Origin of the sequence: Nonomuraea sp. NPDC048901, from assembly GCF_040649695.1 — a bacterium.
In the GTDB taxonomy this organism is placed as follows: Bacteria; Actinomycetota; Actinomycetes; order Streptosporangiales; family Streptosporangiaceae; genus Nonomuraea.
In genome coordinates this window covers 111839-133139 of sequence record NZ_JBEZFW010000005.1, presented here as the reverse complement: position 1 = coordinate 133139, position 21301 = coordinate 111839, and the positions used below count along the sequence as shown (strand labels likewise).

21 protein-coding genes are annotated in these 21301 nt (G+C 71.2%); 7 read left to right on the top strand and 14 right to left on the bottom strand.

Features of this window, described 5'->3' with window-relative positions:
- Positions 1 to 30 precede the first annotated feature (30 nt).
- The 6 genes from AB0C30_RS18245 to AB0C30_RS18220 form a co-directional block, all read right to left on the bottom strand.
- Positions 31 to 2202 (bottom strand): serine/threonine-protein kinase, encoded by a 2172-nt coding sequence (locus AB0C30_RS18245; RefSeq protein ID WP_357944935.1) that lies wholly within the window; start codon positions 2200 to 2202, stop codon positions 31 to 33.
- A gap of 187 nt (positions 2203 to 2389) precedes the next feature.
- A complete protein-coding gene (locus tag AB0C30_RS18240) occupies positions 2390 to 3772 on the bottom strand; it encodes an alpha/beta fold hydrolase (protein WP_357944933.1) in 1383 nt (460 codons plus the stop codon).
- Positions 3773 to 3797: 25 nt separating this feature from the next.
- On the bottom strand, positions 3798 to 4355 hold the full coding sequence (locus AB0C30_RS18235) for a hypothetical protein (RefSeq protein WP_357944931.1): 558 nt from the start codon (positions 4353 to 4355) through the stop codon (positions 3798 to 3800).
- 4 nt (positions 4356 to 4359) lie between these two features.
- Positions 4360 to 5256 carry a zinc metalloprotease HtpX gene (htpX, locus tag AB0C30_RS18230; RefSeq protein ID WP_357944928.1) on the bottom strand — a complete coding sequence of 299 codons (897 nt, stop codon included), beginning with the start codon at positions 5254 to 5256 and terminating at the stop codon, positions 4360 to 4362.
- Between the two features lie 2 nt (positions 5257 to 5258).
- A complete protein-coding gene (locus AB0C30_RS18225) occupies positions 5259 to 5537 on the bottom strand; it encodes a hypothetical protein (RefSeq protein WP_357944926.1) in 279 nt (92 codons plus the stop codon).
- A complete protein-coding gene (locus AB0C30_RS18220; RefSeq protein WP_357944923.1) occupies positions 5534 to 6346 on the bottom strand; it encodes a PspA/IM30 family protein in 813 nt (270 codons plus the stop codon). The genes AB0C30_RS18225 and AB0C30_RS18220 overlap by 4 nt, the downstream gene beginning before the upstream one ends.
- A 153-nt stretch (positions 6347 to 6499) precedes the next feature.
- Here AB0C30_RS18220 and AB0C30_RS18215 point away from each other — a divergent pair, with 153 nt between their 5' ends.
- Positions 6500 to 7084 carry a DUF3043 domain-containing protein gene (locus AB0C30_RS18215; protein WP_225298405.1) on the top strand — a complete coding sequence of 195 codons (585 nt, stop codon included), beginning with the start codon at positions 6500 to 6502 and terminating at the stop codon, positions 7082 to 7084.
- 6 nt (positions 7085 to 7090) lie between these two features.
- Here the strand turns inward: AB0C30_RS18215 and AB0C30_RS18210 are convergent, their stop codons facing one another.
- Positions 7091 to 8170: an SMI1/KNR4 family protein gene (locus tag AB0C30_RS18210; RefSeq protein WP_357944921.1), complete on the bottom strand. Its 1080-nt coding sequence runs from the start codon at positions 8168 to 8170 to the stop codon at positions 7091 to 7093.
- A 57-nt stretch (positions 8171 to 8227) separates the two neighbouring features.
- Between AB0C30_RS18210 and AB0C30_RS18205 the strand changes: the two genes are divergently transcribed.
- Complete coding sequence (locus AB0C30_RS18205; protein WP_357944918.1) at positions 8228 to 9229, top strand: aldo/keto reductase family protein; 1002 nt, start codon at positions 8228 to 8230, stop codon at positions 9227 to 9229.
- A gap of 65 nt (positions 9230 to 9294) precedes the next feature.
- Here AB0C30_RS18205 and AB0C30_RS18200 read toward each other — a convergent pair whose 3' ends face one another.
- Both AB0C30_RS18200 and AB0C30_RS18195 read right to left on the bottom strand, forming a co-directional pair.
- Positions 9295 to 9501, bottom strand: a complete 207-nt coding sequence (locus AB0C30_RS18200) for a hypothetical protein (RefSeq protein WP_214637851.1) — start codon at positions 9499 to 9501, stop codon at positions 9295 to 9297.
- A gap of 56 nt (positions 9502 to 9557) precedes the next feature.
- Positions 9558 to 9827 (bottom strand): hypothetical protein, encoded by a 270-nt coding sequence (locus tag AB0C30_RS18195; protein ID WP_357944915.1) that lies wholly within the window; start codon positions 9825 to 9827, stop codon positions 9558 to 9560.
- Between the two features lie 273 nt (positions 9828 to 10100).
- On the opposite strand from AB0C30_RS18195, the gene AB0C30_RS18190 reads away from it, so the two are divergent.
- Positions 10101 to 11195, top strand: coding sequence for a bifunctional adenosylcobinamide kinase/adenosylcobinamide-phosphate guanylyltransferase (locus tag AB0C30_RS18190; RefSeq protein WP_357944912.1), 1095 nt, complete (start codon positions 10101 to 10103; stop codon positions 11193 to 11195).
- Between the two features lie 138 nt (positions 11196 to 11333).
- On the opposite strand, the gene AB0C30_RS18185 is transcribed toward AB0C30_RS18190, so the two are convergent.
- Positions 11334 to 12134, bottom strand: a complete 801-nt coding sequence (locus AB0C30_RS18185; RefSeq protein ID WP_357944910.1) for an ATP-binding cassette domain-containing protein — start codon at positions 12132 to 12134, stop codon at positions 11334 to 11336.
- A gap of 261 nt (positions 12135 to 12395) precedes the next feature.
- On the opposite strand from AB0C30_RS18185, the gene AB0C30_RS18180 reads away from it, so the two are divergent.
- On the top strand, positions 12396 to 13226 hold the full coding sequence (locus AB0C30_RS18180; RefSeq protein WP_357944907.1) for an adenosylcobinamide-GDP ribazoletransferase: 831 nt from the start codon (positions 12396 to 12398) through the stop codon (positions 13224 to 13226).
- An 88-nt stretch (positions 13227 to 13314) separates the two neighbouring features.
- Here the strand turns inward: AB0C30_RS18180 and AB0C30_RS18175 are convergent, their stop codons facing one another.
- Both AB0C30_RS18175 and AB0C30_RS18170 read right to left on the bottom strand, forming a co-directional pair.
- On the bottom strand, positions 13315 to 14292 hold the full coding sequence (locus AB0C30_RS18175; RefSeq protein ID WP_357944904.1) for a hypothetical protein: 978 nt from the start codon (positions 14290 to 14292) through the stop codon (positions 13315 to 13317).
- Positions 14289 to 14636, bottom strand: a complete 348-nt coding sequence (locus tag AB0C30_RS18170; protein WP_357944901.1) for a GntR family transcriptional regulator — start codon at positions 14634 to 14636, stop codon at positions 14289 to 14291. Before AB0C30_RS18170 ends, AB0C30_RS18175 begins: the two co-directional genes overlap by 4 nt.
- A gap of 105 nt (positions 14637 to 14741) precedes the next feature.
- Between AB0C30_RS18170 and AB0C30_RS18165 the strand changes: the two genes are divergently transcribed.
- The 3 genes from AB0C30_RS18165 to sucB are packed head-to-tail and all read left to right on the top strand — an operon-like array spanning position 14742 to position 19144.
- Positions 14742 to 16223, top strand: coding sequence for a leucyl aminopeptidase (locus tag AB0C30_RS18165; RefSeq protein ID WP_357944898.1), 1482 nt, complete (start codon positions 14742 to 14744; stop codon positions 16221 to 16223).
- Positions 16224 to 16274: 51 nt separating this feature from the next.
- Positions 16275 to 17639, top strand: coding sequence for a dihydrolipoyl dehydrogenase (gene lpdA / locus AB0C30_RS18160; protein WP_357944895.1), 1365 nt, complete (start codon positions 16275 to 16277; stop codon positions 17637 to 17639).
- Between the two features lie 38 nt (positions 17640 to 17677).
- On the top strand, positions 17678 to 19144 hold the full coding sequence (gene sucB, locus AB0C30_RS18155) for a 2-oxoglutarate dehydrogenase, E2 component, dihydrolipoamide succinyltransferase (protein ID WP_357944892.1): 1467 nt from the start codon (positions 17678 to 17680) through the stop codon (positions 19142 to 19144).
- 110 nt (positions 19145 to 19254) lie between these two features.
- On the opposite strand, the gene AB0C30_RS18150 is transcribed toward sucB, so the two are convergent.
- Both AB0C30_RS18150 and AB0C30_RS18145 read right to left on the bottom strand, forming a co-directional pair.
- Complete coding sequence (locus AB0C30_RS18150; protein ID WP_357944890.1) at positions 19255 to 20787, bottom strand: hypothetical protein; 1533 nt, start codon at positions 20785 to 20787, stop codon at positions 19255 to 19257.
- Position 20788: 1 nt separating this feature from the next.
- On the bottom strand, positions 20789 to 21286 hold the full coding sequence (locus tag AB0C30_RS18145; protein ID WP_357944887.1) for a hypothetical protein: 498 nt from the start codon (positions 21284 to 21286) through the stop codon (positions 20789 to 20791).
- Positions 21287 to 21301: the final 15 nt, after the last annotated feature.

The following is a 21301-nucleotide window of genomic DNA, read 5'->3' as shown; positions in this document are numbered from 1 at the left end:
CCCCTCGGGTCCGTAGGATCGGCGGGTTCGTCAGGGCGTACCGCGGCTGAAGCGCATGCCCATCTTGTCGAACTCGGCCCGCTTGGCCGCGGTGGCCAGCACTCTGATGACTTGCCCCTTCAGATCGATCACAACCGCCTCGTATCCGGCGCCCTTGACCCGCCACACGGCCAGGTGCTGGTCATCCCACCAGCCGATGAGCCGGTTGGTGGCGAACGGGATGGTCACGGGCGTGCCGCCGCCGCCCGTCGTGGACCTGGCGCAGACCGCGCCGCCCGCCGCGGTGCAGTGGGACAGGAACAGCCCGCCCGACGGGGAGACGTCGTCGCCCTCCACCCAGACGGGCGAGCCCGCGCTGGTCAGCGTGCGCAGCGCGTTGCCGTCCAGGTCGTAGAACTTCATCCGGCCGCCCACCCACGTACCGACGGCCTGCCCGCCGGCGTCCCAGAAGAAGCGCCACTCGCCCGCGCCCTTCTCCTTGACCTGGTAGACCTTGCCCGTGCCCCGCGCGATATCGATGACGCCATAGCCGTACTCGACGCTTTCCCCGCTCTCATCCTTGAAGAGCGTGACCAGGCCGAGCTTGCCGTCCGGCGACCAGCGTGGCGTCGTCGGGAACACCGGCCTGGTGCTGAGCTTCACCGTGCGCTTGGCGCCGGTCCGGTGGTCGATGATCGACACGAGGGAGTAGCCGTCGCCGCTGTAGTCGACGTCGGTGGCGAGCGCGCGGGCTCCGTCGGCGTCCAGGGCGTACTCGAAGTAGTGGTTGTCGAGCGTGAAGTCGTCGGAGGCGGCCCGCCGGATGTAGACGCCCTTGCCGCCGTTCAGGCTGTAGGAGGCCAGCTTGATCGGGTCGGAGCCGTTCTCCCTGATCTCGACGGAGGTGCCGGGCAGCGCGATCGTCCGGGTGCTCTGGTCCGGGCTCGGGGTCGGCGTCGGGGTGGGGGTGGGGGTCGGGGTGTACGAGGCGTCCGGGCTGTTCGTGTTCTCCGGTGTCGGCGAGGAGGTGCCGATCGGGCCGGGCAGGGACGCGAGCCGTACCGCGACGATGCCGCCGACGGTGGCCAGCGCCAGCGTGCACGCGACCGCCGTGGCGACGATCCACCCGATGCCCCGCCTGCCGCCCGTCCGGGCCGGCGGCTGGGTCAGCGGGAGCTGCTGTTGGTATAACGGCCGCGCGTACGGGGGCGGCGGAGGCTGCTGGTACGGCATGTGCGCCGACGGCACCGGCCCCGAGCCACCCGGCGCCCGAGGTGTGGAGCCCATCGCAGGGATGGGACCCGAGGTGACCGGCGGGATGGGGCCCGAGGCGGCCACGGCGGTCCCCTGGTGCAGGAGGCTGGGCGGGGCGCCGCCGGACTGGTGTTGGAGGCCGGGTGCGGCGCCGCCGGGCCCGTGGCCGAGCAGCCGCATCAGTGCCTCGCCCGCCGTCGGCCGCCGACCGGGATCCTTGGCCAGGCAGTCCGTCACCAGCGAGCGCAGCGCCGGATCCTGAATCGGCGTGACGTCGGCGTCGGTATGGATGATCCGGTTCACCACCGCCGGCAGGCTGTCCTGCCCGAACGGCGGCTGCCCGGAAGCGGCGAACATCAGCGTGCACGCCCACGCGAACATGTCCGCCTGAGGCCCGGGAGCCGCCTCCGTGAGCTGTTCGGGCGCCATGAACGACGGCGTGCCGATGGCGCTGGCCGTCAGCGACGAGGTCAGGTCGAGCGCCCTGGCGATGCCGAAGTCGATCACCCGGGGGCCGTCGGAGGCCAGCACGACGTTCGACGGCTTGAAGTCGCGGTGCACGATGCCCGCCTGGTGGATGGCGACGAGCGCGGTCACCGTACCGATCGCCAGGCGGTGCAGGGACGTCCCCGAGCGCGGACCGTCCGTACGCACCACGTCGTCGAGCGTCGGCCCGTCGATGTACTCGCTGACGATGTACGGCAGACCGCCGAACAGCCCCGTCTCGATGACCTGAGCGGTGCAGAAAGGGGCGACCCGCCGGGCCATCGCCACCTCGCGGACGAACCGTTCGGACGCCTCGTGGTCTCCGGCCAGGTCCGCGCGGAGCAGCTTCACCGCGACCCGCGCGCCGTTGGCGGCGGTCGCGAGGTAGACGGTCCCCTGCCCGCCCTCGCCCAGCCGCCCCGACAGGGTGTACGCCCCGACCGACGCGGGATCCCCTGGCCTGAGGGCCACGAGGTCCGGCATTGCAACCCCCATATATGGCGTCTTTTCCGCCATTCTGGTGGGTTCCGCGGCTCCGCGTCAGCCCATCGACCCACACACCAGCCAGAACACGCCGGTCGCGTCGTCCCGCGGTCCGCCGCCGAGGCCGGGCGCGCCGTCGCGTCACGGCCCCGGACGGTGTCACGCCACAGGCCGCGGGCGCGTCGCGTCACAGGCCGCGAACGGCGTCGATGATCGCGCCAGCGGCGGTGAGGTGGATGCGGCGGGTCGAGGAGGTCAGGCGGACGTGGTCGGCGTTCAGGTCGCCCGCCAGCCGCTCCTGACGTCGTGCCCTCCCGCCCGCGCTGATCACGGCCACCGGGCTGATCACCGTCACCGGTACGTCAGGAAAGGCGTGCCGCGCCCGGACAAGGCGCAGGTCGGCCGCCATGTCCCGCCGGGCCAGAAACTCCCCAACGGCCGCGGCGAGCACCCGGCCGGTACGGTACCCGCGCCCCCGGTCCGGCAGTCCACTGACCAGCCGATGGACGACCGGCCCCGCCAGGAAGGCGAGCGCGGCGGCGCCCCAGGCACCGCCCAGCGCAGGCAGCCATCGGCCGACGGACCGGCCGAGCGACGAGGCGCGCCGGTCACGGTCGGCGCGGCTCGGGTCGACGAGCACCAGCCGGGACACGCACATCGGATGCAGCCTGACGAACGCCTCCGCGTGCCAGGCGGCCACCGAGTGGGCCACCACGGTGACCTGTTCGGGATGGGCGGGGGCCAGGGCGGCCAGGCGGGCCGCCTCCCCGTACAGAGTGGGTGGAGCCGGCGAGGCGGGACTGCGGCCGAGACCGGGCCGGTCGAAGCGGATCACCCGGTGGCTCCGGGCCAGTTCGGCGGCCACCCCGTCCCAGTGGGACGACGCACCGCCCAGCCCCGCGCTGATGAGCACGACCGGCCCCACGCCCTGAACGACCACATGCGGCCCCTGACCAAGCGACAGCGGAGGGTCGTCGGCCTCCAGCAGTCGCAGCGCGACGTACACCAGCCAAATCGCCACAAGCGTCGCCTGCCCGCGCTGCGCCAGCCCGGCCGGATATCCGCCCGCGATGGCCGCCAGCGTCAGTGCGGTGACGCCCAGGGCCGCGCCGGTGATCAGCCAGGCGAGGCAGGTGTCCCAGTATCGGCTCAGCAGGGCCATCGCGGCCAGCACGGCGGCCGTGGCCAGCACGCCGGTCACGACGTGGACGTGGTGCGAGAGCGACAGCGGGCCGAGCTCGCAGACGGGATCGCCCAGCGCGGCGCAGTCGAGCGGGAACAGCCCACCGGCGAGCACGAGAACGCCGAAGGCCGCCAGCCCGAGCCAGGCGAACCGCTCCCGCCGCACCCTGGGAGTCAGCGCCACCCCGAGCACGATCGCCAGGCCCGCCAGCACGTCGGCGGTCCTGAACAGGCGCGTCGCGGGCTGGTCGCGCGCCGCCAGCTCGCCGACCAGGCCGTCGCTCCGGTCGACCAGCGGGCTGGTGAACTGGCCGGGCATCCAGGCGCTGTACAGCACGGCCGCCACCACGAAGGCGGTGGCCGCGAGCACCAGCAGTCGTCGCTCCACGTGATCATTAGATCACCCAGTGCGATCAGAGGCCTGGGGCGCCCCATACCGGGAACCAGCGGCCGAGGTCCTGTTCCAGCGGTAGCTCGCCCTCCAGCGCGCCTCTGGCCTGGAGTTCGAGCGCGTTGTCGCGGTGCTGGCCGGACAGGGGCGCGAAGGGGTAGAACGTGCCGCGCTTGTACAGGTAGACGACCGCCAACCGCCGGCCGTTGGGATCGGTGAACGACACCAGCGAGCAGAGCAGCGAGGGACCGAATCCGGCGCCCTCCAGCGAGGCGTTGACCGCGTGCAGCTCGGTGACCAGGTCGCTGATGTCGTCGGGCGATCGGCGCACCAGGAGCCAGGTGTAGCCGTAACCGTCGGAGGACTTGTCGACGCGGTCGCCGAGCAGCGCCTGCACGTCGCTTTCGAGGGTGGCGAACGCGCCGCCCTCCGCCGCGCGGAAGGACACCGAGCCGAGACCGGTGGGAACGAGACCGGTGGCGGCCTGCAGTGTCACCGCCGCGGACGGCAGCGCGAACAGTGCGTCGAGGTTGGGTGGTGCGGGCTTCGACCGGCCTAGCAGGGTGTCGAGCCAGCCCATACGGTCAGCCCCTTCCGAGTTGGGCGGAGATCCTGGCCAGCTGCTCCAGGCGGCGCTCCAGCGGTGGGTGAGTGGAGAACAGGGTGGCGATGGAGGCGCCCTTGGCCAGCGCCGGGGCGAAGTAGAAGGCGTTGAACGGCGCCGCCTCACGCAGGTCTTGGCTCGGGATCCTGGCCATGTCGCCGGTGACCTTGGTCAGCGCGCTGGCCAGGGCCGACGGCCGCTGGGTGAGCAGCGCGCCCGCCCGGTCCGCGGCCAGTTCGCGGTAGCGCGACAGGGCTCGGGTGAGCAGGAAGCTGATCGCGTACACGACGATCGAGACCAGCATGATGATCAGCCCGATCGGCACGCCGCCGTTGTTGTCGCGGCTGCGCCCCAGCCCTGTGTACAGGGCGAACCTGGTCATCAGACCGGCCACGATGCCGAGGAACGAGGCGATCGTCATGACCGCGACGTCACGGTGGGCGACATGCGACAGCTCGTGTGCCAGCACGCCCTCCAACTCCTGGGGCTCCAGGCGGCGCAGGATGCCGGTCGTCACGCAGAGGACGGAATTGTTCTGGCTGCGGCCGGTGGCGAAGGCGTTGGGGACGTCGGAATCCGCTATCGCCACCCGCGGCTTGGGCATGTCGGCCATCGCGCACAGGCGGTCGACCATGCCATGGAGCTCGGGAGCCTCTTGCGGCGAGACCTCCCGGCCGTGCATCGCGAACAACGCGATGCGATCGGACAGGAAGTACTGCGCGAGCAGCAGGCCCCCGGCGAGTACCAGCACGACCAGTCCTTGAACGCCCACAGCGATGAGGACGCCCATGAAGGCCACGTAGAGCAGCCCCAGCAGGAACATCGTCACGACCATGCGGGTGGTCAGACCGCGGTCGGGTGCGAACCGCGTGTTCACGGCTAGCCCGGGATGAGGCCCTGGTCGCCCAGCATCTCCCGGACCTCCTCGATCGAGGCGTCCGCGGGGGGAAGGATCAGCTCTGACGGCTCAAGGCTGTCGTCGGGAAGCGACTTGCCCACGAGGCGGACCTTGTCGAGCAGGGCGTGCAACTTGACCCGGAAGCTCGCCTCGTCGTCGGACTCGATGGCCGACTCGAGCTCGCTGTCGAGCTGGTTGAGCACGGAGATGTCGTCGGCCGAGATCTCGACCTGCCCCTCGCCCATGATTCTGACGATCATGCGCCCTCCCCAGGCTGGCGCAGCTGCTGCGTGTTCTGAGGCTGAGCCTGCTGGGGCGCGGCCTGCTGGCCGCCCTGGCCCGGCTCGATGGCGCTCTTGGGCGCCGGACCCTGGCCGAGCTCGGCCTTCATCCTGGCCAGCTCCAGCTCCACGTCCATGCCGCCGCCCATACGGTCGAGCTCGGCCTGGATGTCGTCGCCGCGCGTGCCGCTGTAGTCATCGAGCGCGCCGCTGGCGAGCAGCTCGTCGATGGCACCGGCGCGGGCCTGCATCTGCGCGGTCTTGTCCTCGGCGCGCTGGATCGCGAGACCGACGTCGCCCATCTCCTCGGAGATGCCGGAGAAGGCCTCGTTGATGCGCGTCTGCGCCTCGGCCGCGGTGTAGGTGGCCTTGATCGTCTCCTTCTTCGTACGGAAGGAGTCGACCTTCGCCTGCAGCCGCTGGGAAGCCGTGGTCAGCTTCTCCTCCTCGGCCTGCAGGTTCTCATGCTGGATCTTCAGGTCGGCCATCTGCGACTGCAGATTGGACCGGCGCTGGAGGGCCTCGCGGGCCAGGTCCTCGCGCCCGACGGACAGCGCCTTGCGGCCCTGCTCCTCATAGCGCCTGGCCTGCTGTTCGAGGCCGTTGACCTGCAATTCCACCCGCTTGCGCGAGGTGGCGACGTCCGCCACGCCCCGGCGTACCTTTTGCAGCAACTCCAGTTGCCGCTGGTAGGAATAGTCGAGGGTCTCGCGCGGATCCTCCATTTTGTCCAGGGCCTTGTTGGCCTTGGACTTGAAGATCATCGAAAGTCTCTTCATCACGCTCATGCGCGTCGGCCGTCCCCTTCTTAGGTCGTGCTGGTGTTCACCCAGTGCAGCGCAGCCGCCTTGGGATTACCCTACGCATAACGCACGGGGGCGTCACTAAGTTGCCATCCAGGTAGGGTTGACGTCGTGTTGCGACGCCGTTCCCAAACCTCCGTGGACGACACCCCCGTCCCCATTGACGATCCTAAGCCCCAGGGCAAGGGTCGTCCCACACCCAAGCGCCGGGACGCGGAAGGCAGACGGCGCCAGCCGGTCACCGCGCCCAAGGACCGCAAAGAGGCCTATCGACAGGCCCGCGCCAAGCAGACTGTCGAGCGCGAGCGGGCCCGCAAGGGCATGCTCGCGGGCGACGAACGCTATTTCCCGGCCCGCGACAAGGGCCCGGCGCGCAAGTTCGCGCGCGACTGGGTCGACTCGCGGCGGCTGCCGAGCCAATACTTCCTGCCGTTCTCGCTGGTGATCCTGCTGGCGACGTGGATCCCGTGGCCCGCCGACATCCGTCCGCTGGTGCTCGGCTACGTGATCACGATCGGCTGGCCGATCATGATGATCGGTGTGCTCTTCACCTCGATCTTCGTGGCCTGGCGGATCAAGAAGCTGGTGGCGGAGAAGTATCCCAAGGAGAACCTGCGCGGCGTCGGCTTCTACGCCGCGATGCGGGCCCTGCAGATCCGCAAGCTGCGCTTCCCGCCGCCCGCGGTCCTGCCGGGCGGCAAGCCGGTGCCGCCCAAGAAGTAACGCGGTTCACTCCGACTTCTCCCAGCGCAGCATCCCTCGCGTGACCGTGGGCCGCCAGCCGTCGAACTCCGTACGGTTCTCCAGGCTGTCGGCGACGGTCCGCATCAGCGCGTAGTAGGAGGGCAGGCGCGGGCTCATGCCGGAGACCATGTCGTCCCAGCCGACCTTGCCGCCGATGGAGTCGACCACGGCGTATTCGAGGTCCGCTCCCTCACGCTGACCGAAGGAGAGGACGGGGATCGTCCGGCCGTGCCACCACCCGATCGCCGGGTCGGTGCCGTTGTTGGCGCAGAGAGCCCGCCAGGTGTCCCTGATGTCGCGGATGCCGAGGTTGACGGTGCCGTCGAACCAGGCGCCGAAGCCGAAGGCGCCGGCCCCTCTGGAGCCGTTGTGGCGCAGCAGCGAGGCGCGCAGGCTGTCGGGGAAGTCCACGCCCATCTGCGACTCGGCCACAGCGATCGTCTTGGCGCGGCCCGGACGGCCCAGCGTCGCGTACGTCTTGGGCGCGTTGGCCTTCAGCCACCGTTCGACGCGCCGCCACTGGCGGTCGACCGCGCGTTTCACCTTGGGGTCCAGCGGCCGGACGGTGACCGGCCGCGGCTCGGGGTGGCAGAACGGATCGGGTACGGCGGGCGAAGGCGTCGAGGCCGCTTGGTCGGGAGCGAACTCGTCGGGAGTGGGCCCGGCGGAAACGGACTCGGCGGGAATGGGCTCGTCGGTGGCGGGCTGGGCGGGAGCGGGGTCGGCGGTGGCGGCCATGGCCGAGCGCCTCGCGGCGTCGCGGAACATCTCGCCGACAGGGTCTTCCTCCCGGTCGTGGATCGGCATGCCCATGAGGGCGAACACCCCGAAGACCACCGCGGTCAGCGCGGCCACGCCGAGCAGCGCCATCACCGACCGGGCCTTGCCGCGCACCCGGTAACGCGCCAGATCAGCCCCGCTGGGGCGGCCCAGGATCGGCTCGGGGCCGCTCGGCTCAGTCCCTTGCTCAGGCCCTTGCTTCAGGCTGCGGGCCCGGCGGCGCAGCCGTACCGCTATCGCGGTCAGGATGGCCGCAGTCAGCGCCAGCCGTACGAGCTTCAGCACGTCGCGCACCCTATCCCGATTTAGATCACTTCATGAGACGGGCCTAAGGTCGGATCTATGGAATTCCGTACCCTCGGTCGCAGCGGTCTCAAGGTCAGCGAGATCAGCTACGGCAACTGGCTCACCCATGGCTCCCAGGTCGAGGAGGACGCCGCCAAGCAGTGCGTGCAGGCGGCGCTCGACGAGGGCATCACGACGTTCGACACCGCCGATGTCTATGCCGGCACCAAGGCCGAGTCGGTGCTCGGCCGGGCCCTGAAGGGCGTACGCAGGGAATCGCTGGAGATCTTCACCAAGGTCTACTGGCCGACGGGCCCCGGTCCGAACGACCGCGGCCTGTCCCGTAAGCACATCACCGAGTCCATCCACGGCTCGCTGCGACGCTTGCAGACCGACTACGTCGACCTGTACCAGGCGCACCGCTTCGACTTCGAGACGCCGCTGGAGGAGACGCTCAAGACCTTCGACGATCTCGTACGGCAGGGCAAGGTCCTCTACATCGGCGTCAGCGAGTGGACGGCCGACCAGATCGCCCAGGCGCTGAAGATCGCCGACGACATGGGCTTCGACCGGATCGTGTCCAGCCAGCCTCAGTACTCGATGCTCTGGCGGGTCATCGAGCCGGAGGTCGTGCCGCTCAGCGAGCGTGAGGGCATCGGCCAGATCGTCTGGTCGCCCATCGCGCAGGGCGTACTGACCGGCAAGTACCTGCCCGGCCAGGCCCCGCCGGCAGGCTCCAGGGCGACCGACACGGCCGGCGGCGCCGACATGATCGCCCGCTTCATGAACGACGACGTCCTCACCCGCGTACAGGAGCTCCAGCCGATCGCCGCCGACCTGGGCCTCACCATGGCGCAGCTCGCAGTCGCCTGGGTCCTGCAGAACCCGAACGTCTCCAGCGCCATCGTCGGCGCCTCCCGCCCCGAGCAGGTGCGCGACAACGTCAAGGCGGTCGGGGTCAAGCTCGACTCCGACGTACTGGAGCGGATCGACTCCGTGCTCGGCCCGGTGGTCGAGCGCGATCCCGCCAAGACGGCCAGCCCGCCGAAGCGCCCATAACATCCCCGGCAGCAAAAACCCCTTGAGCAACAATGACGCTCAAGGGGTTTTTCATTTCTCTTGCTTCACTCCGGACGCAATGACAATCCCGTGTATTCGACCCGGTCCTCGTCGAGCAGCGCCACCTGCTCGACCCCGGATTCCAGCAGCTCACCCCAGTTCTCGCCGAGCCAGGACTCCGCGTCCGCCTGGCTCGGAAAAACTTCTCGCGGCAAAGGGCGATCCGTTACCTCACCACCATTTGCATTTTCATAACGCCACCGCCATGTCATGCCATACGCTCCTTTTCCGCAGGTTCGCCGGCGCACCCTCCGACGGCACTGGAACCTTACTCCCGAGCTTGGCGGTCAATCGATGCCGCGCGCGTATCGTGTGCCGGCGGGAGTCGCCTTCGGAGCGGCTCGTGTGGCGGCCTGCCGTCGTTCCAGACGGTGTGCGGCAAGGACCCCGCGGCCTCCGACAGGAAGGCGTCGGACTCGGGGTCGCCGAAGTCCACCCTGACCACGACCCGCTTGCTGGCCGGGTAGGCGTTGATCGTCACCACGTCCCCCTGAGCGTTGACACGGGCCTTGGCAGCCGAGACCAGTAGTTGGGCCATAGAGGCGGTCTCCGCGCCCGTCACGCACTTCGTCAGCCCCTCCGCGGGCGGTTGCTCGTCGGAGGGCCAGCACCGGCACCGACCTCGGCACCCCCGCCTTACCCGCCCCCGCCTCACCCGCCGACGCCTCGCTGGACGGCGCCTCGTCGAGGGGCCGCCACTCACCACCAGCAGTTCCACCGCAGGCCACCCCCAACCCCAAGACCCTCAGCCCGCCAAAAGCGGCATCTCCGCCGCAGGCCGGGATGCCGGGCTCTATGTACGCTCGGCCTGGTGAAACTCCTTCTCGCCGGTACCGCAAGTCCCACGGGCTGGCCGGAACCGGGTTGCCCGTGCGCCTCATGTGCTGGGCTCCCCTCCGGCTACCGACGACCCTTCGAGCTCGTCGTCGACGGTGTGGCGCGCTTCCCGTTCGACGACGAGCCGCCCGGTTACCGGACCTTGGCCGACAGTCACGGCCTGGAGGGCCCCGATGGCACCCGCCTGCTGTACGCGCTCCCGGCCGCGACAGTAACCCCGAACGCAGCAACGCTCTCGGCCGCGACGGCGACCCCGGATGCCACGGCGGTCCCGGACGTGACAGCGACCCCGGAGGCGGCGGCGTCCCCGGCTGGCCCGTATGACATCGTGCTGATCGATCCGCTCGACCGGCCCGAGCGGATCGGGCTCCTGCGCCGGGCGGGCCTGGTGGCCGACGGCACCCAGGTGGTGGCCGTCGGCCTGGACCACCGGGTCAGGTCCGAGGAGGAGTTGTCACGGCGGCTCGCCCTGTGGGGCGTACGAGCCGTGCCGGACGGGACGACGCTCGACACCACACTCGCCGTCCCACCGGCTTCACAGGCTCCAGCACAGCCGAGGAGAACTCTGCTGCTGGGCGGTTCCCGTTCGGGCAAGTCGGCGGAGGCTGAGCTACGACTGGCCGCCGACCCGTACGTCACCTATGTCGCCACCGGCTCGCGCGGCGAAGGCGACGGTGAGTGGGCGGCGCGGGTACGGGCCCACCGCGAGCGCAGGCCCGCGCACTGGGCGACGGTGGAGACCACCGACCTGGCGGGGACGATCCGCGCGGCGACGACGCCGCTGCTGGTCGACGGACTGGGCACGTGGCTGGCGGCGGTGTTCGACGAGTGTGGTGCCTGGGACGGCGATCGGGCGCCGGTCGCCGCGCGGTGCGATGAGCTGGTGGCGGCGTGGCGGGGTACGACCCAGCGGATCGTGGCCGTGTCGGACGAGGTGGGCATGGGCGTGGTGCCCGCCACGGCCAGCGGGCGGGCGTTCAGGGACGAGCTGGGGCGGCTCAACGAGCGCCTCGCCGACGAGTCCGAATATGTCGCCCTGGTGATCGCCGGCCGCCCAGTGCGTCTGTGACACCGGAGATACGCGACGCCCGCGTGCGGTCCGGATCGGCCCGGCGACGGACCGCTCCGGCGTATGGCCAGGGCGGGCGGCGGACCGCTCCGGCGTACGGTCTGGCACGGCCGCGGACGACTCTGGCGTATGACCGGGCTAGTGGCGAATCGCTCTGGCGTACCAGCGACCCTCCATGCGATCCACGTGCAGGGAACGGCCGAAACAGTCGGACAGGTTCGCGGGCGTGAGGACGTCCGCGACCGGCCCCGACGCCAGGACGCGCGCGTCGCGCATGAGCATGGCGTGCGTCGTCGTGGCGGGTACCTCCTCCAGGCGGTGGGTCACCGTCACCGTGGTGAGCACCGGCCTGGTCGTCGCCAGGTCCTCCACCGCTTCGATGAGGTCTTCGCGGGCCGGCAGGTCGAGGCCGGCGAACGGCTCGTCGAGCAGCAGCACCGCCGGGTCCGCCATGAGCGATCTGGCCACCCTGATCCTGGCCCGCTCACCCTGGGAGCACACCCGGAACAGGCGCTCGGACAGGTCCTTGCAGCCCACGTCCCCCAGCAGGCGCAGTGCGCGGTCCCGCTCGGCGTCGCCGTACTTGTCCCAGAGTGGGGCGCTCGTGCCCGTGTGGCCGGTGAGCACCACGGTGAGGGCGGTGGCGCCTTCCTCCTCCAGGAGTTCCTCGTCGATCAGCCGCTGGCTGGAGGCCACCAGGCCGATGTGGCGCCGCAGCGAGCGTACGTCGGCCCGGCCGAGCCGGTGGCCGAGGACGCTGACCGTGCCCTCCGTCGGGTGCCGTACGGCCGCGGCCAGCGAGAGCAGCGTCGTCTTGCCGGCACCGTTGGGCCCGAGCACGGCCCAGTGCTCGCCGTACTCCACTCGCCAGTCGACCGCACTCAGCAGCGACTTGCCGGCGACCCGGACTCCTACGCCTTCGAGTTCAACAACGTGCATCCGGCCACCCTAGTGGCCGCCCCCGGACTCCCTCAGCGTCCGATGGGTGGGTGTTATTGCTATTTTTACGGCCGGCCCGGTGAGCCCCACCCGCCATCTGCGGCTGAGGTCTGTCCAGGGGCACGCTCCTCCGGTTCACCGGGCTGGGCGCCGTGACGTGCGCTACTTGACCCCGGTCCGTGGACACGCCGACACCATAGGGAGAGCGCGCGCGTCTTGGGCCTGGTCCGTGCACGCGTCGGCGACCGTAGGGAGAGTGTGATGGACGGGGTGCGGTTCGCTATCGGGACGTTGAGCGTGTTCCCGGTCCGGGTGACACGGGTCGATCGCCAAGTGGCGGGGCGGGCGATGGTGCTGGCCCCGGCCATCGGGCTGGTGCTGGGCGCGGTGGCCTGTCTGCCGTTGCTGCTCCCGGGGCCGCCGTTGCTGGGTGCGGCGCTCGCGGTCGGGCTGCTGGCCGTACTGACGCGGGGGCTGCATCTGGACGGCCTGGCCGATCTCGCGGACGGGCTGGGCAGCGGGAAGCCCGCCCCTCAGGCGCTCGACATCATGAAAAAGTCGGATATTGGGCCGTTCGGGGTGATCACCCTGGTGCTGACGCTGCTCATCCAGGTGACCGCCCTTTCCGGGCTCGCGCCGACAACCCAGACAACCGCGCTGTCCGGGCTCGGGTCGGCATCCCTGGCGACCACGCTTTCCGGGCTCGAACCGCCCGCTCTGACCGGGCTCGGGCCGCCCGCCCTGGTGATCGCCTGCGTCACCGGCCGGTTGGCGCTCACCTGGGCCTGCCGGTCGGCCGTTCCCGCCGCCCGCCCCGACGGGCTCGGCGCGCTGGTCGCGGGCACGGTACGGCCGGGCGCCGCCTGGGCGGTCACCGCCCTGACCCTGGCGGCGGCAGCGGGCCTCGGCCTGGTGGCGGGACAAGGGATGGTGTACGTCCTTCCCCTCGGCGTGGCAGCCGGGCTCGCGGCGGCCTTGCTCCTGCTCCGCCATGCCAGGCGGCGCCTGGGCGGGGTCACGGGCGACGTGCTGGGGGCCCTCGTCGAGACGGCCACGGCCACTACGCTCACGGTCTGCGCCGTGTTCGGCTGACCGACGCCACCCCTTCATGGCCACCACGCTCACGATCTGCGCCGTGCTCCGCTGATGGACGCGGCCGTTCGTACCCCTTGGGAGAGCGTCACGCCTGTACGGCCGGCCGCTCCGCGATCAAGGCGTTGATCAGGGCCGCGCCGCGCTCGGCGTCGTCGATGCTCACGGCCAGTTGCCCGCCGGAGCGGTAGCGGATGATCAGGCATTCGCCGCCCCGCAGCATGATGGTGGCGCTGCCCGGCAGCCCGCGCAGGCCCCAGCCCCCGACCTGGCTCGGATACCGCGGCTCGGACCACGCCTTGTCGATCTTCGACAGCCGGATCCGCCGCACCGGCCAGCCCAGCGGCCCGAACCCGATCGCCAGCCCGTCCCGGGTGACCCGGGCGGTGAGCGACGAGGTGAGCAGTCCGGCGAACAGGACGATGCCCAGCCCGGGCACCGTACCCCCGGCTGGCAGACCAGCCAGGACTCCAGTGATCGCCAGCACGCCGGCCACGGCCAGGGCGACGGCCGCGGCCATGCTCATGGCGGTCAGCCAGGAGTTGGTGATGCGGCTGACCCATACCGAGCGCTGTCCCGGCTGGAGCCGCAGCCGCGGCGGCTCCTCGCCCGCGGGCGGGCGCTGGTCGAGCCCGCCACGGCCGAGGTAGCCGGCCAGGAGCGCGGCGGCGAGCGCGACGCCGACGACGGCCGGCATGGTGCGGCCTTCCAGGTCCGCCTCCCGCCAGGTGGGCGCGTCGAGGTTGGCGAGCAGCGTCGCGCCGCTCATGCCGAGCGCGAACACGCTCATCCCGGCCAGGGACCCCCACCAGTACATCCGGCTCAGCCTGCGCTCCATCGCCTTCCCGTTCACCGCGACCCCGAACAGCACCGCCCAGGCCACACCCCAGGTCACGACGCTCACCATCAGGAAGGCGGTGAACGACTGCTCGCCATCGGGCACGAGACCCGCTCTCCAGTGCGCGGCCAGCGGGTCGGGCAGCCGACCGCGCATCGCGAGTGGCGCCGCGACCAGCGCGGCGGCGACGATCAGCCCCCAAGCGGCGGCGGCGAATCGGGAGTTCATGGCAGCTCCTCCAGCATCGTGATGAGGTCTTCGCGGCGGTAGCCGAGCCTCGTGGCCTCTTCCAGCAGTTCGCGGGCCCGCTGCAGGAGCAGCGCCCGCCCGTCGGCGCGGCCCGCGACGCTCACGCCGCGCCCCCGCCTGAACTCCAGCAGCCCCTCGTCACGCAGGTCACGCAGGGCGCGCAGCACCGTGTTGGGGTTGATGCCGAGCGCCTCGGCCAGGTCGCGGGCGGGTGGCAGCCGGTCGCCCGGCGCGTACGAGCCCTCGCCGATGGCACGGCGGATCGCGCCGGCCACCTGCTCGTGCAGGGGTCGCGCGTCGTTGAGGTCCAGAGTCAGCAACATGGTGCTAATGACACTAGCACCAAGTCGCCCTGGGCGCGCGTCGGCGAATGGTAGGATGAACCCCTGTTTGTGAGTACCTCTAAACCCTGGATAGCATCGGTTTACGTGACCACTGTGCGGCTGAACTCAGCAGATCCAGTCTCTTTCGACACCGACGCGCTGATCGTCGGGTTCCGGTCCGGCCCCGAAGGCCCTCGCCCCGCTACGGGCGCCGAGTCCCTCGACGCGGCCTTCGGCGGCAGACTCGCCGCCACGCTCACCGCCGTCGGCTTCTCCGGCAAGCCCGGAGAGCTCGCCAAGGTGCCCGTGTTCGGCGCCATCACCGCTCCGCTGCTGGTCGCGGTCGGTCTCGGCGACTCCGCCGACGCCGAGACGCTACGCCGCGCCGCGGGCGCCGCCGTACGGTCCCTCGCCGGCACCGCCCGCGCCGCGCTCCTCCTGCCCGCCGAATCGGCCGACCAGGCCGAGGCCGTGGCGCTGGGCGCGCTGCTGGGCGCCTACGGGTTCTCCCGCTACCGCACCAACGGCGAGGTGAAGGCGCCCGTGGGCGACCTCACCGTACTGTCGGCGAACGAAGCGGATGGATCCGACGGGATCGCCGGCCGCGCCTCCGTGCTCGCCGAGTCGGTCACGCTCGTCCGCGACCTGGTCAACACGCCGCCCTCCGACCTGTGGCCGGCCAAGTTCGCCGAGATCGCCGAGCAGCGCGGCGGCGAGGCCGGGCTGAGCGTCGAGGTGCTCGACGAGAAGCAGCTCAAGGACGGCGGCTACGGCGGCCTCATCGGCGTCGGCCAGGGCTCGGCCAACCCGCCCCGCCTGGTCCGCCTCTCCTACACCCACCCCGAGGCCACCAAGACGCTGGCGTACGTGGGCAAGGGCATCACGTTCGACTCCGGCGGCCTGTCGCTCAAGCCGTCCGCCTCCATGGACTGGATGAAATCCGACATGGGCGGCGCGGGCGCGGTCCTGGGCGCCCTGATCGGTGTCGCCCGTCTGGCCCCGAAGGTCAACGTCGTCGGCTACCTCTGCCTGGCCGAGAACCTGCCCAGCGGCACCGCGCAGCGCCCCTCCGACGTCATCCACAGCTACAGCGGCAAGACCGTCGAGGTGCTCGACACCGACGCCGAAGGCCGCCTGGTCCTCATGGACGGCATCGCCCGCGCCGCCGAGGACTCCCCCGACCTGATCGTCGACGTGGCCACCCTCACCGGCGCGCAGATCGTCGCACTCGGCTGGCGCACGGCCGGCGTCATGGCCAACGACGACGCCGTGCGCGAGCTGGTCGTCGAGGTGGCCGGCGCCGCGGGCGAGGGCGCCTGGGGCATGCCGCTGCCGGAGGAGCTGCGCAAGGGTCTCGACTCCCCGATCGCCGACATCGCCAACCTCCAGCCCGAACGCTGGGGCAGCATGCTGGCCGCGGGCATCTTCCTGAAGGAGTTCGTGCCCGACGGGGTGCGCTGGGCGCACATCGACATGGCCGGACCCGCGTTCAACAAGGGCGAGCCGCACGGCTACACGCCGAAGGGCGGCACCGGGGCCATCACCCGCACGCTCATCGGACTGGCCGAGCGGCACGCGAGCATCTGAAACAAATGAAAAGATGACGGCATCACGAACACCCCGACAAGGAGCCTGACTGTGGCCTACGACATCGTCGTCCTGGGAGGCGGCAGCGGCGGATACGCCTGCGCGCTACGGGCGGCTGAGCTGGGCAAGACGGTCGCCCTGATCGAGAAGGACAAGATCGGCGGCACCTGCCTGCACAGGGGATGCATCCCCACCAAGGCCCTGCTGCACTCGGCCGAGGTCGCCGACGAGACCCGCGAGAGCGAGACGTTCGGCGTCAAGGCCCGGTTCGACGGCATCGACGTGCCGGCCGTCCACGCGTTCAAGGACAAGATCGTCACCCGCGCCTGGAAGGGCGTGCAGGGCCTGCTCAAGGGCGCCGGCGTGACGATCGTCGAAGGCGAGGGCCGCCTGGTCGGATCGCACCGGATCCAGGTGGGCTCCGAGGTCTACGAGGGCCGCCACATCGTCCTGGCCACCGGCTCCGCGCCCAAGTCGCTGCCCGGCCTGGACATCGACGGCGAGCGCGTCATCACCAGCGAGCACACGCTGAGGATGGACCGCGTGCCCTCCTCGGTGATCGTGCTGGGCGGCGGCGTCATCGGCGTCGAGCTGGCCAGCGTCTACCGCTCCTTCGGCGCCGAGGTGACGATCGTCGAGGCGCTGCCCCACCTGCTGCCGACCGAGGAGGAGTCGAGCTCCAAGCTGCTCGAGCGCGCCTTCCGCCGCCGCGGCATCAAGTACGAGCTGGGCGTCTTCTTCGAGGGCGTCAAGACCACCGACACCGGTGTGGTCGTCACGCTCGCCAACGGCAAGACCCTCGACGCCGAGCTGCTGCTGGTCGCGGTCGGCCGCGGCGCCGTCTCGGCCGGGATGGGCTTCGAGGAGCAGGGCATCGCGATCGAGCGCGGCGCGGTCGTGGTCGACGAGCACTGCCAGACCTCGGTCCCCGGCGTCTACGCCATCGGCGACCTGATCCCGACCCTCCAGCTGGCCCACGCCGGGTTCGCCGAGGGCATCATGGTGGCCGAGCACATCGCCGGGCTCAACCCGCCCGCCATCGACTACGCGGGCGTGCCCCGCATCACCTACTCCGACCCCGAGGTCGCCTCGGTGGGCATCACGTCCGCTCAGGCCGCCGAGCGCGGCATCGAGATCGTCGAACAGGTCTACGACCTCGCGGGCAACCCCAAGAGCCAGATCCTCGGCACCGCGGGTGCCGTCAAGGTCATCGCCCAGAAGGACGGCCCCGTCGTGGGCGTCCACATGGTGGGCCGTCGCATCGGCGAGCTCGTGACCGAGGGTCAGCTGATCTACAACTGGGAGGCGCTGCCCGCAGAGGTCGCCCAGCTCATCCACGCCCACCCGACCCAGTCCGAGGCCGTCGGTGAGGCGATGCTGGCCCTGGCCGGCAAGCCGTTGCACGTACACAACTAATTCAAGCCCTCGAAATCAGAACGCGAGAGAAGATAACGATGCCGGTCTCTGTACAGATGCCCCAGCTCGGCGAGAGCGTCACCGAGGGCACGGTGACCCGTTGGCTGAAGAAGGAGGGCGAGCGCGTCGAGGCCGACGAGCCGCTCCTCGAGGTGTCGACCGACAAGGTCGACACCGAGATCCCGTCGCCGTCCGCCGGCGTCCTCACCAAGATCGTCGTCGCTGAGGACGAGACCGTCGAGGTCGGCGCCGAGCTCGCCGTCATCGACGAGAACGGCCAGGCCGGCGGCGCCGCCACGCAGGAGGCCGCGCCGGCGCCCGCCGCGCAGCCCGAGCCGCAGCCGGAGCCCGAGCCGGCCCCGGCTCCCGCGCCGGTCTCCTCGATCCCGCAGCCCGCTCCTGCCCAGGCCCCGCCGCCCGCTCCGGCTCCGGCTCCCGCGCCGGTGCAGCAGGCTCCGGCCGCTCCGGCGCCCGCCCAGCAGGCTCCGGCCGCCGCCGAGCCGACCCCGCTGCCGTCCTCGGGTGACAGCCCGTACGTGACGCCGCTGGTGCGTAAGCTCGCCAACGAGCACGGTGTCGACCTCGAGTCGATCACCGGCACCGGCGTGGGCGGTCGCATCCGCAAGCAGGACGTCCTGGAGGCCGCCAAGTCGCAGCGCGAGCAGGCCGCCGCGCCGGCTCCCGCCGCCGCCCAGGCCGCTCCGGCTCCCGCCGCCGCGCCCGCTCAGGCCGCGCCGGCTCCGGTCGCCGCCGCTCCCGAGCCCGTCGAGGTCGACACCACGCTGCGCGGCCGTACGGAGAAGATGTCGCGGCTGCGGCAGACCATGTCCAAGCGCCTGGTCGAGTCGCTGCAGACCGCGGCCCAGCTCACCACGGTCGTCGAGGTCGACGTCACCAAGATCGCCCGGCTCCGCGACCAGGCGAAGGCCGACTTCCTGCGCCGCGAGGGCGTCAAGCTGTCGTTCATGCCGTTCTTCGAGATGGCGGCCATCGAGGCGCTCAAGCAGCACCCGAAGCTCAACGCCACGATCAACAACGAGACCATGGAGGTCACCTACTTCGACGTCGAGCACCTGGGCCTCGCGGTCGACACCGAGCGCGGCCTGATCGCGGCGGTCATCAAGAACGCCGGCGACCTCAACCTGGCCGGCCTCGCCCGCAAGACCGCCGACCTGGCCGAGCGCACCCGCGCCAACAAGGTGACGCCCGACGAGATCACCGGCGGCACGTTCACGCTGACCAACACGGGCAGCCGCGGCGCCCTGTTCGACACGCCGATCCTGAACCAGCCGCAGGTCGGCATGCTCGGCACCGGCGCCGTCGTGAAGCGTCCCGTCGTGATCGACACCGCTGAGGGCGAGGTCATCGCCGTTCGGTCGATGGTGTACTTGGCGCTGACGTACGACCACCGCCTCGTGGACGGCGCCGACGCGGCCCGCTTCCTGACCACCGTGAAGCGGCGCCTCGAAGAGGGTCGTTTCGAGGCTCAGCTGGGCCTCGCGTAGTTCACGCGCGCCAGGGCCGGGGATTGATCGCCTTCCTCGGCCCTGGCCCACCCACCTCGGACATCGGTGACGGCGATTCTGCGGGATCGCACCCACCGCCCTCGACTCGGTCAGCTGGTGGTGGTGACGAGGTAGACATCGCTGCCGACGACGTGGCCGAGCAGTTCCTCGACGCGGTCGGCGGAGAGCGCGATCACCAGGCCCGTTCGTGGCTCGCCGCCGGACAGGTCGAGGACGGTGACGCCGGAGAAGGTGAGGGATTCCGCCTTCTCGGCCGATGTGGCGGGCGGGAGCACGAGACGCAGCATGGCCGTCGTGCCCCGGGCGGCCGCGTCGGCGTACAGATGGCCGGGGCCCGGGCGCAGGGTGATGACGGTCTTGCCGTCGACGGCGCCGCGTGGCAGACGAGGGCCCAGGGCTTCCGGGGGTACCTGCTTGCCCTCCTCGATCTGGCGCAGCACGTACCGGCCTACCGCGCCGACCGCGGACGGGCCCTTCACGTCGGTGGCGGCGAGAACCTGGTACGGGTGCAGCGTGCGGGCGGCCACCCAGCCGCCCGGCGATCGGACGGCCAGGTTGCCCGCGACGACGAGGATCCCCATGACGGTCGCCACGGCCACCAGCCACGGGCCCAACCGCAGCGGTCGTGCCTTCCGCCCGCCCCCCGAGGCACTCACCGAAGCCCCGGCGGGGTCCGGAACGGGCTCGGTGGACTTCGGGGCGGGCTCAACGGACTTCGGGGCGGATCCGGAGGGGTCCAAAAGGGGCTGCATGGGCTCGGTGGCCGGGTAGCCGAGGCTGGTGGCGTGTTCGCTGTCGGCCGCCCCGATCACCCAGAGCTTGTCCAGCTGCCGCCACTGCTCCGGCTCGCCACGGTACTCGGACGGCCGCCGCAGCCCCATTGTGTCCAGCAACGTCCACCGATACACGTCGAACGCCGAACGGAACAACTCCCCGTACGGCTCAGCGGCACACACCGCCCCCCGATACCCCCACCACGCGACCACCAGCCCGCCCCAGCAGCACCCCAGCGCCCAGTGCCACGGCAGCAGCACCGCCCCGAGCGCCCCGCCCGCCAGCGAGAACGCCAGCCCCAGCCCGCTCACCGTGACCATGAGGTCGAGATCCCCCGCAGCCGCCGCGAACGTCTGCCGGAAGGTGTCCGGCAGCGTCGCGTACAGGCGCGGCCACGCCGTCACCCCGTCGATGCCGTACCTGTCGCGGCTGTGGTCCTCGGCCTCCCGCAGGATGTTGCCCAGCGCGGTCGGCATCAGCCGGGACTCGTCCACCGGATACAGGGAGCCCCGCTGGTCATCGGATGCCATGAAACGCAGCCGGCACCGCTCGGCCAGCCGTTCTCCGTACGGCAGGCCGTCCCAGTAACCCTCATAGACCCGGATCAGCCCGACCCGCCGCACGGCGACGAGCTGGCTGATCAGCAGCGCGCCCGCGAGGACCAGCCCCGACATGACGACCTGCACCTCCGCGCCGAGCCCCGACCACCAGCGGGCCGCTGTGGCCCAGCCCACGCCCGCGACGGCGACCGCCGCCAGGGCGCTCAGGAAGGCCAGCACCGGCAGGAACGTCGTGGTGAGCAACCGGCGGTCGACCACCCCCGACGCCGCTTCGACGAGTCCGCCCATGTCAGGCGCTCCAGTAGGGGACGAAGTCGTGATCCCCGTGCTGGCAGGTGTAGGCGGCCGCCTGACTGAAGCGGCGGAAGGTGTTCGTCGCGCCGCAGGTCTTGCACTGGATGCGGCTGGGGCCCGGCGCGGCCCGCCTGCCGTAAGGCTGCGCGTCGCCGAGCTGCCGTCCGGAGACGAGGCGGGAGGCGGTGTCGCGAACGATCTCCCCTTTGATCGCCTCAGCGCTGAGCACGCCCACGACGTCCTTCCCCCGTACGATCACCAGGCCTGGGCTGCCGGACACCAACGCGTGCAGCAGGTCGGCCGAGTCGAGCACGTCGCCGAACGGAGTGTCCGCCTCGACGACGCAGGCCGGTCCCCGCTTGCCCGCGCCGGTGAGCCCGGCAGGCTCACCGTCCAGCCCGAGCAGGACCGTGAACCCCGGCCCGTTGTCCGCCACCTCCGCGACGGTGAAGTCATTGGTCATCAACTCCTCGACCGCCCGTTGCCGCTCCACACCTTCCCCCTCCTG